General features: G+C 64.0%; 12 protein-coding genes. 6 read left to right on the top strand and 6 right to left on the bottom strand.

Annotated features, from left to right (window positions below):
- Positions 1 to 38: 38 nt before the first annotated feature.
- Together CK498_RS16315 and CK498_RS16320 are read right to left on the bottom strand one after the other, a co-directional pair.
- Positions 39 to 680, bottom strand: a complete 642-nt coding sequence (locus CK498_RS16315; protein ID WP_095621918.1) for a nitroreductase family protein — start codon at positions 678 to 680, stop codon at positions 39 to 41.
- Between the two features lie 37 nt (positions 681 to 717).
- Positions 718 to 1662 carry a DMT family transporter gene (locus tag CK498_RS16320; protein WP_095621919.1) on the bottom strand — a complete coding sequence of 315 codons (945 nt, stop codon included), beginning with the start codon at positions 1660 to 1662 and terminating at the stop codon, positions 718 to 720.
- A gap of 91 nt (positions 1663 to 1753) precedes the next feature.
- On the opposite strand from CK498_RS16320, the gene CK498_RS16325 reads away from it, so the two are divergent.
- Positions 1754 to 2254 (top strand): MarR family winged helix-turn-helix transcriptional regulator, encoded by a 501-nt coding sequence (locus CK498_RS16325; RefSeq protein WP_095621920.1) that lies wholly within the window; start codon positions 1754 to 1756, stop codon positions 2252 to 2254.
- A gap of 128 nt (positions 2255 to 2382) precedes the next feature.
- Positions 2383 to 2931: an NADPH-dependent FMN reductase gene (locus tag CK498_RS16330; RefSeq protein WP_095621921.1), complete on the top strand. Its 549-nt coding sequence runs from the start codon at positions 2383 to 2385 to the stop codon at positions 2929 to 2931.
- A gap of 40 nt (positions 2932 to 2971) precedes the next feature.
- Here the strand turns inward: CK498_RS16330 and CK498_RS16335 are convergent, their stop codons facing one another.
- A complete protein-coding gene (locus CK498_RS16335) occupies positions 2972 to 3283 on the bottom strand; it encodes a hypothetical protein (RefSeq protein ID WP_095621922.1) in 312 nt (103 codons plus the stop codon).
- 159 nt (positions 3284 to 3442) lie between these two features.
- Between CK498_RS16335 and CK498_RS16340 the strand changes: the two genes are divergently transcribed.
- The 3 genes from CK498_RS16340 (at position 3443) to CK498_RS16350 (ending at position 6565) form a co-directional block, all read left to right on the top strand.
- Positions 3443 to 4339, top strand: a complete 897-nt coding sequence (locus tag CK498_RS16340; RefSeq protein WP_095621923.1) for a LysR substrate-binding domain-containing protein — start codon at positions 3443 to 3445, stop codon at positions 4337 to 4339.
- 179 nt (positions 4340 to 4518) lie between these two features.
- Positions 4519 to 5433 carry an ectoine hydroxylase gene (gene thpD, locus CK498_RS16345; protein ID WP_095621924.1) on the top strand — a complete coding sequence of 305 codons (915 nt, stop codon included), beginning with the start codon at positions 4519 to 4521 and terminating at the stop codon, positions 5431 to 5433.
- Positions 5434 to 5686: 253 nt separating this feature from the next.
- The gene (locus CK498_RS16350) at positions 5687 to 6565 is read left to right on the top strand and encodes an arylamine N-acetyltransferase family protein (RefSeq protein WP_095621925.1); all 879 of its coding nucleotides are present in this window, start codon (positions 5687 to 5689) and stop codon (positions 6563 to 6565) included.
- A gap of 25 nt (positions 6566 to 6590) precedes the next feature.
- On the opposite strand, the gene CK498_RS16355 is transcribed toward CK498_RS16350, so the two are convergent.
- Positions 6591 to 6860 carry a hypothetical protein gene (locus CK498_RS16355; RefSeq protein ID WP_095621926.1) on the bottom strand — a complete coding sequence of 90 codons (270 nt, stop codon included), beginning with the start codon at positions 6858 to 6860 and terminating at the stop codon, positions 6591 to 6593.
- A gap of 43 nt (positions 6861 to 6903) precedes the next feature.
- Positions 6904 to 7254: a VOC family protein gene (locus CK498_RS16360; protein ID WP_095621927.1), complete on the bottom strand. Its 351-nt coding sequence runs from the start codon at positions 7252 to 7254 to the stop codon at positions 6904 to 6906.
- A gap of 147 nt (positions 7255 to 7401) precedes the next feature.
- Here CK498_RS16360 and CK498_RS16365 point away from each other — a divergent pair, with 147 nt between their 5' ends.
- On the top strand, positions 7402 to 8241 hold the full coding sequence (locus tag CK498_RS16365) for a PhzF family phenazine biosynthesis protein (protein ID WP_095621928.1): 840 nt from the start codon (positions 7402 to 7404) through the stop codon (positions 8239 to 8241).
- Between the two features lie 45 nt (positions 8242 to 8286).
- Here the strand turns inward: CK498_RS16365 and CK498_RS16370 are convergent, their stop codons facing one another.
- The gene (locus CK498_RS16370) at positions 8287 to 9384 is read right to left on the bottom strand and encodes a methyltransferase domain-containing protein (RefSeq protein WP_095621929.1); all 1098 of its coding nucleotides are present in this window, start codon (positions 9382 to 9384) and stop codon (positions 8287 to 8289) included.
- Positions 9385 to 9408 lie beyond the last annotated feature (24 nt).

Below are 9408 nucleotides of genomic sequence, written 5' to 3' on the forward strand. Positions count from 1 at the left end.
CCCTGAGCGTTCAATAGAACGTCTGGGATGAGCCGCCGTTATGCCGGCGGCATCTGGATAAACAGCTTCTCACGTGGCCAGCGTACCTTGGCAAGATCGGCGTATCGGTCGGCCTCGCTGTCACGATAGCCTAGCGCCATCAGTGCGACGCTGCGCAGGTTCTGCTCCCTGAGCCCCAGCAGGTCATCCAGCGCCGCCGGGTCGAAGCCCTCCATGGGCGAGGCGTCGATACCTTCCATGGCAGCTGCGGCTAGAGCCGTGCCCAGGGCGAGATAGGCTTGCTTGGCGGCCCACTGAAACTTGTCCTGGTCGGAGGCAAAGCCGTTGACGGTCTCCTTGATGGCGCCCGCGTATGCTGTCAGCGCCTCGGCGGGGAGGTCGCGGGTCTCGGCGGTGAGCTCGATCAAGTCGTCGACGTGGGCCTCCTCCACGGGTTCCCAGGCGGCGAAGACCAGCAGGTGCGAGGACTCAGTGATCTGTGGTTGGCCGAAGGCCACCGGGCTGATCCGCTCGCGCAGCGCCCGGTCCTCGATGACCAGCACGGAGTAGGGCTGCAGGCCATAGGAGGAGGGCGCCAGGCGCACTGCCTCGAGGATCCTGTCGAGCTGTGCCTGAGGCACCTGCTTGCCGTTCATGCGCTTGGTGGCATAGCGCCAGTTCAGGGCATCGATGAGGTTCATGGCTTACTCCTTGTAGGGGATTGCGAGGGTGACGCCATCATGTGGGCGTTGCGTCCCTCGATATGGATGCGGCGCGGGCGCCGCGATGGAAGAGCAGGGTGCCCAGTGCCACCAGCAGCGCGGCCAGGCCCAGGTTGGGGGGCGGCGCCTCGCCGAGCGCCAGTACCGCGATCAGCGTGCCGACTAGCGCCGCTACCGTGCCGATCTGGCTCAGATAGACGGGGCCGGCGAGTTTCTGCAGCACGAAATAGAAGAGGTAGAGCACCGAGAATACGGCGATTTCCACCAGCAGTAGCCGCATCGCGGCCCCGCTTGTCAGCAGTGCCTGGTACTCGCCGGGCTCGAACAGCAGTACGAAGGGCAGCAGGGTCGTGGCGCCGCCGAACATCATCAGGGCTGCCAGGAACACCGGCGAGGTGCCTGTCGGCCAACGCAGGGTGCGGTAGATGTTGCCCAGCGCGATCAGTAGCGGCATGGCCAATACCAGCAGCACCCAGCCTTGGGCATCGCCTGCGCCACCGGCCTTGGCCGTGGCCAGCACCAGCCCGCCGGAGAGCCCTAGTAGCACGCCCAGCAGGCGCAGGGCGCGCAAGCGCTCCAGGCTCAGCCAGACGGCCAGCACCCAGGTGATCAGGATCGGGAAGGCGAAGCTGAGCGAGATGAACCCGGCCCCGACATGGCGTATCGCCAGGAAGGCCAAGGCGTTGGGTACGGCGAACAAGGCGCCGGCCACGGCGGCATACTCCAGGCTGCGCAGATTGATCCTCATCGTCTGACGCTGTATCGCTCCGATCGCGCTCAGCACCAAGCCGGCACCCGTCATGGCGGCCATCAGGAAGGTCAGCCGCGGTGCCCCGGCACCGTCGGCCAGCTTGGCCACTACCAGCGACAGCGCCAGGAAGGTACCCACCAGCAGCAGGCAGCCCAGGGCGTAGAGCCCGTTTCGGTCCGCACCCTTGCGCGGCAGTCGTGCATTCGACATCATTCCTCCTAAATCTCGACATGAAGTATCTCTTCAAAAAGTATCTTGTCATCGAGACAAAGTATCTTAGTACCAAGATAGGTGGTTGGCAATGAACAGAGTGAAATCGGCGATCACCCAGTGGCAGCGCGAGATGCCTGACCTCGACCTACTGCCGATGGAGGTGGTCGGCTACCTGAAGACCAGCCAGTTGCATACCCGCAACCAGCTCGAGGCCTTCTTCAAGGCGCATGACCTGCAGCCGGGAGAGTTCGACGTGCTGGCGACCCTGCGCCGCGCCGGGGCGCCCTATGCACTGACGCCGACCCAGCTGTTCGGCGCCCTGATGGTCTCGTCCGGGGGCATGACCAATCGGCTGGATCGTCTGGAGCGGGCGGGGCTGATCAGGCGTAATCCCAATCCCGACGACCGTCGCGGCACCCTGGTGTCGTTGACGGACGATGGACTGGCGTTGATGAACCGGCTCGTCCCGCTGCATGTGGCGAACGAGGCGAACATGCTGGCGGCGTTGAGCCGTGAAGAGCAGGCAGCGCTCGGCCAGTTGCTCGGCAAGCTGCTCGATGGGCTGGAGGGAGAGTCGTACGACAAGTAGGGATGGGCGTGATCGGTCCGTATCGATAACCAAGCGCTATCGGAGCCATCGAGCCTTTCTCCTTTGACCTAAACTAAGCTTGAGGTCGTATCGTTCATCGCACCCATCAATCAGCAGGAGACAGTGCGATGAGCAAGACAATCAGAGTGGCGGTGATCTATGGCAGCGTCAGGGAAGGACGTTTCTGCGCTACCGTCGGGCAGTGGGCCTTGGACCAGATTCAGCAACACGAGGCGTTCTCGCCGCTGGTGATCGACCCTGCCGCCGAACCCGCCTCGGCATTTGCCAGGCGTCTCGACGAGGCGGATGCTTTCATCGTGGTCACCCCAGAGTACAACCACTCCTTCCCCGCGGCGCTCAAGGCGCTGATCGACGCCTATAAATCGCAGTGGCAGGCCAAGCCGGTGGCCTTCGTCTCCTATGGCGGCGCTGCGGGCGGCGTGCGGGCGGTCGAGCACCTGCGCCATGTGTTTGCCGAACTGCACGCCGTGGGCATTCGCGACGGCGTGATGTTTCCCAACGCCTGGGAGCAGTTTGACGAGCGCGGCCAGCCGCTGCAGGCACAACGCTTCCAGCGGGGTATGCAGACCCTGTTGGCACGGCTTGCCTGGTGGGCCAAAACGCTGCGCCAGGGCCGTGCCGTTCAGGACTATGATCAGGCGGCGATACTGGATTGAGCGGCCGACCTCGACTCTCGGCCGCCAACTGGACGTGCCGCTAGCGCTTGTACCGCGCCCGTCGCTCCGTGAGGGCCTGGTGCGCATCCTCTTTCAGCGGCAGGCGCGATGCCCACAGGATATCGTCACGTTGGTGCCCCATGTCCTCGAGGATATGGTCGTCATGGGCCAGCAGTGGCAGGAAACGCTGCCGGAACTGGCGGCGCCGGCGGTATCGCCACCACCAGAGCTCGAGCGCATAGATGAGTCCGAGCGGTGGCGTGGCCGGCATATACAGCGCCAGCCGGGGCGGCGGTGTGGGCGCTTTGTCGTCAGTTGGCGTTGGACGATGAATGGGCTGGTACTGGGTCATCTCGCACCTCCATGCAGGCAGCCGTTAGCGGCGGCTGCGGTGTCTCTGTGGTTGTGAGTGGAGGGTCGCGACCTCTGGGTGGAAGCATGGCTCGGGCTCTTTGATCAAACAAACGAAAAGGACTACAGTTTCAGTTAAGGAAAATTGAAAGGTGTGGCCATGACACAGATGCTTTCACCCTCCGGCCATCGTGCCTTGCCCCTGCTGGATAGCGATGTGCTGCGGACCTTCGTGACAATTGCCGAGAGCGGCAGCTTTACGCGCGCCGCTCAGCAGGTCTTCCGTACACCGTCTGCGCTCAGCATGCAGATCAAGCGCCTCGAGGAGACCCTGGGCCAGCCGCTGTTCGTGCGCGAAGCCCGCCAGGTGCGGCTCACCCCCGAGGGCGAGATGCTGCTGGGTTACGGCCGGCGGCTGCTCAAGCTCAACGAGGAGGCGGTGACACAGTTTCTGGCGCCTGCGCTGGAGGGGCGGGTGGGGTTCGGCACCACCGACGATGTCGGCACGCGCATCCTCCCCGGGGTGCTGGCCCAGTTCGCCCGCTCGCATCCGGCGGTGCATGTCGATGTGGTGGTGGGCAATAGCGCCAGCATGCTGCAGCGCCTGGATGACGGCGAACTGGACTTGATACTGATCACCGCTGGCAATCCAGGCCAGGAGCTACGCGGCGAGATCGTGCATAGCGAGCCGCTGGTATGGGTGGGCCGCGAGGGGGGCGTGGCCGTGCAGCGCTCACCATTGCCGGTGGCGCTGGCCCACCAAGGCTGCGCCTGGCGCAGTATGGCGCTGGACGCCCTCGACCGGGCCGGCATCGGCTACCGCATCGCCTATACCTGTGAGCACTCGGCGGGCCAGGAGGCGGCGATGCTCGCCGACCTTGTCGTATCGCCCTACCCGCGCAGCCTGATTCGCGCCCCGCTGCGGCGCATCGAGCAAGATCGGCTGCCGCCGCTGGGCGATTACCAGATCGCGCTGGTCAAGCGCAGTGACCTGAGCGAGGCCGGCGACGCCTTGGCAGGGCATGTGGTGGGTGCCTTTGGCGAAACTCACCACTGAGGAGCCTTGCATGTTGCCTTGGTCAATGTCGGCGACACGCATTGCCCATGGCATGGCGAGCGACCGAGTACTTGGGTAAGGTGCACCTGCCGGGCATTGCTGGGGAGCAGGATGGCGGCTACGTTGGGGGTGGGTGCAGTGACGCACCGGCTAAATGCAGACTAATGGAGGAGTTTGCCATGAGAGACTCGCAAGATCTCTTTCCCACCCGCCTGGAACGCAAGTTGGGCATGTTCGAGCGCATCGACCCAGTGGTGTACGGTGATGAAGCACAGCTCGCCAATGGGCCGTTGGACAAGTCGCAAATCGAGGCGTATGAGCGCGACGGCTTTCTGTCGTTCGACGGCTTCTTCGACCCCGACGATATGCAGGCCTTTATCGATGAGCTGCGGGGCTACGAAGACGATGCCGACCTGAAGCTCTCCGAGGGCACCGTTCTCGAACCTGGCCGCGAGGAAATTCGCACGGTGTTCGGCATCCATCAGGTGTCCGAGCGCTTCAACCGCCTGACGCGTGACCCCCGCCTGCTGGCGATCGTCAAGCAACTGCTGGGCAGCGATGTCTACATCCACCAGTCGCGGATCAATTACAAGCCCGGCTTCAAGGGCAAGGGCTTCGACTGGCACTCGGATTTCGAGACCTGGCACAGCGAAGATGGCATGCCCCGCATGCGTGCGCTGAGCTGCTCCATCGTGTTGACCGATAACGGTGAGTTCAACGGGCCGCTGATGCTGATCCCCGGTTCGCACCGCTACTTCGTGCCCTGCGTGGGGCGCACGCCGGAGAACAACTACAAGGAGTCGCTCAAGAGCCAGGAGGTCGGAGTGCCGCCCGCCAGCAGCCTGCGAGAACTGATGCTGGAGAACGACATCGAAGCGCCCAAAGGGCCTGCCGGGTCGCTGATCATCTTCGAGTGCAATACCCTGCATGGCTCGAATATCAATATGTCTTGTTGGCCGAGGAGCAACCTGTTCTTCGTCTATAACAGTGTCGAGAACACGCTCCACGAACCGTACTGCGGCAACCGGCCGAGACCGGAATTTCTGGCCGATCGCTCCGATTGGCAGCCACTCGAGCCGCTGGGTGAGCCGTAGTCGACACGCCTAGTCGCTTTGGCTGAGTGGCGCTCATCCATCGAGGAGGCAGGTAAGCAACCGCTGCCTCCTCGGTGGTGTGATGTAGGATGAAAGCCAGGCATTGGCAGTCGCTATGGCAGCGATAGTCTGCGGTTTCATTGATCTCAACTTAACTTCAGCTATTAGGCTCCGAAGAGTGGGCCGGCCCTCATGTGCCGGCATGGCAAAACCATCAGCGGCGGCGTGCCGCTGGGATAGGGAGTCTTCAAACATGACCGCTACGCTGCCTCGATCCGCTCTTGACGATACGGCCCAGTGGGAGACATCGCCGCTCGACCTCGACGCCTACCTGGCGCGCATCGATTATCGCGGACCACTCGCGCCGACATTGAGTACGCTGCGCGAGCTGCAGCGTGCGCATCTCGCGGCGGTGCCTTTCGAAAATCTCGAGATCGTCACCGGCGGTGAGATCCGCCTCGATCTGGAGAGCCTGCAGGACAAGCTGGTGAGGCGGCGGCGGGGTGGCTACTGCCACGAGCAGAACACCCTGTTTGCCACGGTGCTTGACCGGCTCGGCTTCGTCGTCGCGGGGCGCAGCGCGCGGATGCTGATGGGCGATGATGCGGCCAAGGTGACTCCGCTCGGTCACACCATTCTCAACGTGACCGTGGCGGGGCGTCAGTGGCTGGTCGATGTCGGGGTCGGCAACGTTGGGCCGCGCGAGCCGATCCGTCTCGAGGAGGGCGTCGAGGCACGCCATGGCCGCTGGGAGTACCTGTTGGAGCGCTCATCGCTGGGGTACTGGCTGCTGCGCCATCACCGCCACGACGGCTGGTTCAATCTCTACCAGTTCAGCGACGAGCCTTACTACCGTGCCGACTATGCGGAGCAAAACTACCTCGTCTCCCATCATCCGGACTCGCCCTTCGTGCGACGCATTGTGGCCCAGCACAACGGCGCGGAGGAGCGCCTGGCGTTGACCGATCTGGAGCTGAAGGTCTTCCGTCCCGGCAAGGCGCCTGAATTGCAGCGGCTAGATGCCGAGGCGCTGCCCCAGATACTGCGTGAGCGCTTCGGCCTGGTGCTTGCGCCGCAACAGGAGGCGGCATTGCTGAGGCGGGTTGAGTCGCTAGTCGAGGCGTCGGCCTAATTGACGGTCCAGTTGGGCAGTAGGGCTATTCATCATACGGCTCATCGGTACGCGGGGCGCTTGGCATCTGTTCATCGAGTGACTGCCGGTACTTGATGCAGCCACGGATGAATTCCGGCCATTCAGGTACCACGGGAACCGGGTCGCTCTTGTCGGGCAGCAATGCCCAGAGGGCTGGGTGGTGCCAGCACAGATCGTGCCCGCTGCAGTCTCGGTGCTCACGAATGCCTTGGCGTAGCCGCTTGGCTTCTGCGATCAATTGTTCGCGGGTCATCTTGTCCAGGTCTTCGTCCATGGCTCCCTCCCAATCTGCACGGAGAATGTTCAGAGCAAATGGCTCACTCATGCTGCAGGATATTGATGAGCTTGCCGAACGGGTCTCGAACGTAGAACCTTCGCACGCCCCAGGGCTCGCTTACCGGCCCGTATTCGATGGGTATGCTGGCCTTCTCGAAGCGTGCCTGTGCCGTTTCGATATCGTCGACTTCGATGGAGAGATCGGGCACCGGTGTACCGGAGCCGCCTTCGGTACCGAAGCTCACCTGAACGGTCATTTTGGCGTCCGAGCCGTAGGTTCGAAACCAGCCGTGATCCATGAGCAGATCGAGACCCAGGATGTCACCATAGAAGGTAGCAGCCTTGTCGAGATCCGATGTGGCCGAGTTGGACATGATGCGTTTGACTTGCATGTGGCGCCTCGGGGATGTGTTGTTGTGCGTGGTTAGTGCAGGGCTACGAAATGCTTAAACATAGTCGCTTCGCTATCGTCCTGCCTGCTCTATCCTTTCCTTCGTCTCACACTGTTAAGGCACCATCTACACCCGAGGAGCTTCCCAATGAGTGGTATCCTATATCGCCTTGCGGCCTTCACCGACGATCCGAACGGTGGCAACCCTGCGGGGGTGTGGTTGGGCGAGGCGCTGCCCGAGCCGGCGCAGATGCAGCGCATCGCCGCCGAAGTAGGCTATTCCGAAACCGCCTTCATTGCCCCGGCCAAGGGTGAGCGTCGCACGGCTCGCTACTACAGTCCCGAGGCGGAGGTGAGTTTCTGCGGTCATGCCACAGTAGCCAGCGGCGTGCTGGTGGGGCAGCTGAGCGGGGCGGGCTCCTATCTGCTGGAGACGGCGGTGGGCGAGGTGAGCGTCACGGTCCGCGATGTGGCGGGGGAGTGGCAGGCATCGCTGGTGTCGGTTGCGCCGGAGTATCGCCCCGCCGAACCGGAGCTGGTCGAGGAGGTGCGTGAGCTGCTTGGCTGGCAGGCGGATGAACTCGATCCCGAGATTCCGCCGGCACGGGCCTATGCCGGGGCCTGGCACTTGGTGCTGGCATGCAAGACGCAGCAGCGCCTCGAACGGCTCGAGTATGATTTCGAGCAGCTCAAGGCGCTGATGCTGCGCGAGAACCTGACCACGCTGCAGCTGGTATGGCGCGAGCGCGAAGGGTACTTCCACGCCCGTGACCCGTTCCCGGTGGGCGGTGTGGTGGAAGACCCCGCCACCGGCGCGGCGGCCGCGGCGCTGGGTGGCTACCTTCGTGACGCCGGCCTGCTCCAGGCTCCGGCTCAGTTGACGATCCGGCAGGGCGAGGCGATGGGCCGGCCCAGCCGCCTGCAGGTGGACATTCCGCTCTCGGGCGGCATTGTTGTCACCGGGCAGGCAGTGAGCATGGAGCATTGAGCCGGGGCCGCAGCGCCAAGCAGGGCCTTGTTGTCGGCGAACGGCTCAAGGCCTGAGCACCCAGTAGTCGTTCTGGATGTCGTGGGGCAACTGGTGCACCTCGATGTTGCCGAAGCCGGCCTTACCGAAATACTCCCGTGCCTTCTCCCGGCCCCACATCGTTCCCAGCCCTTCGCCGCCCTGGGCGAGCGAGACGCTCATGCAGTGCATGATCGACAGGGTGTAGAGCAACGTGCCCATGGGGTGGTCGCGGTCGCCGTGGTGGTGGCTCGAGGAGTGGATATCCTGGGCCAGGTAGACGCCATCCTCGCGCAGGGTGCGGCGGATACCCTTGAGCAGGTTCAGCGGGTGGGCCTGGTCATGGATGGCATCGAAGGTGGTAACCAGGTCGTAGCGCTGTGCCGGCGCCGTGCGGTCGAAGTCGCTGAGGTCGCGCTCCTCGAAGCGCAGGTTGGCCAGGCCCAGGCGAGCGGCACGCTGCGTCGCCCAGCCGATGGCCTCTGCAGATAGGTCGTAGCCGGTAAAGCGGCTGTTGGGGAAGCGTTCGGCGAGCTTCATCAGCGCCAGGCCGCGGCCGCAGCCCAGGTCGAGTACGTCGATGCCCTGCGCCAGCCTGTCCGGCAGCTCTGCTGCCAGCGGCAGGATGGCATCCAACAGCACGGGCAGCACGGTCTGGCCGCTATCCTCGGCCATGACCTCATGGAAACGGGCATAGCGCGAGTACGGCACGCCGCCACCGTGGCGGAAGCATTCCAGCACGTCGTCCTCCACTTGGCCCATCAGCGGCAGGTACTGGGAGAACACGGCGAGGTTGGCCTCGCCGCCGTCGGTCAGCAGCGTGGCATGTTCGGGGGGAAGGCGATAGGTCATGGCCCGTGGGTCGTGCTCGACCAGGGCGGCGACCGTCGCGCCACCCAGCCACTCGCGCACGTAGCGCTCATCGAGCTTGGCCTTGGCGGCAAGTTCGCTGCTGGTCACTGGCTCGCCGTTGGCCAGGTGGTCGAGCAGGCCGCTGCGGTGGGCCAGCGAGATCAGCTGCAGCATGGCGCCTTCGTTGAGCGCACGCACGAAGCGGTTCTCGAAGTCGGCGGCGCGGGAGGCGTCGAAATTGGCGGGAACGGAGGGTTGGGCTTGGGCAGTCATGGCGTTTCTCCATAGGTCTTGTTG

Source organism: Halomonas salipaludis (assembly GCF_002286975.1).
Taxonomy (GTDB): Bacteria; Pseudomonadota; Gammaproteobacteria; order Pseudomonadales; family Halomonadaceae; genus Franzmannia; species Franzmannia salipaludis.

Bases quoted from the DNA above. Each gene is read 5' to 3' on its own strand.
- CK498_RS16315 (WP_095621918.1), bottom strand. From the start codon at position 680: ATGAACCTCATCGATGCCCTGAACTGGCGCTATGCCACCAAGCGCATG.
- CK498_RS16320 (WP_095621919.1), bottom strand. From the start codon at position 1,662: ATGTCGAATGCACGACTGCCGCGCAAGGGTGCGGACCGAAACGGGCTC.
- CK498_RS16325 (WP_095621920.1), top strand. From the start codon at position 1,754: ATGAACAGAGTGAAATCGGCGATCACCCAGTGGCAGCGCGAGATGCCT.
- CK498_RS16330 (WP_095621921.1), top strand. From the start codon at position 2,383: ATGAGCAAGACAATCAGAGTGGCGGTGATCTATGGCAGCGTCAGGGAA.
- CK498_RS16335 (WP_095621922.1), bottom strand. From the start codon at position 3,283: ATGACCCAGTACCAGCCCATTCATCGTCCAACGCCAACTGACGACAAA.
- CK498_RS16340 (WP_095621923.1), top strand. From the start codon at position 3,443: ATGACACAGATGCTTTCACCCTCCGGCCATCGTGCCTTGCCCCTGCTG.
- thpD (WP_095621924.1), top strand. From the start codon at position 4,519: ATGAGAGACTCGCAAGATCTCTTTCCCACCCGCCTGGAACGCAAGTTG.
- CK498_RS16350 (WP_095621925.1), top strand. From the start codon at position 5,687: ATGACCGCTACGCTGCCTCGATCCGCTCTTGACGATACGGCCCAGTGG.
- CK498_RS16355 (WP_095621926.1), bottom strand. From the start codon at position 6,860: ATGGACGAAGACCTGGACAAGATGACCCGCGAACAATTGATCGCAGAA.
- CK498_RS16360 (WP_095621927.1), bottom strand. From the start codon at position 7,254: ATGCAAGTCAAACGCATCATGTCCAACTCGGCCACATCGGATCTCGAC.
- CK498_RS16365 (WP_095621928.1), top strand. From the start codon at position 7,402: ATGAGTGGTATCCTATATCGCCTTGCGGCCTTCACCGACGATCCGAAC.
- CK498_RS16370 (WP_095621929.1), bottom strand. From the start codon at position 9,384: ATGACTGCCCAAGCCCAACCCTCCGTTCCCGCCAATTTCGACGCCTCC.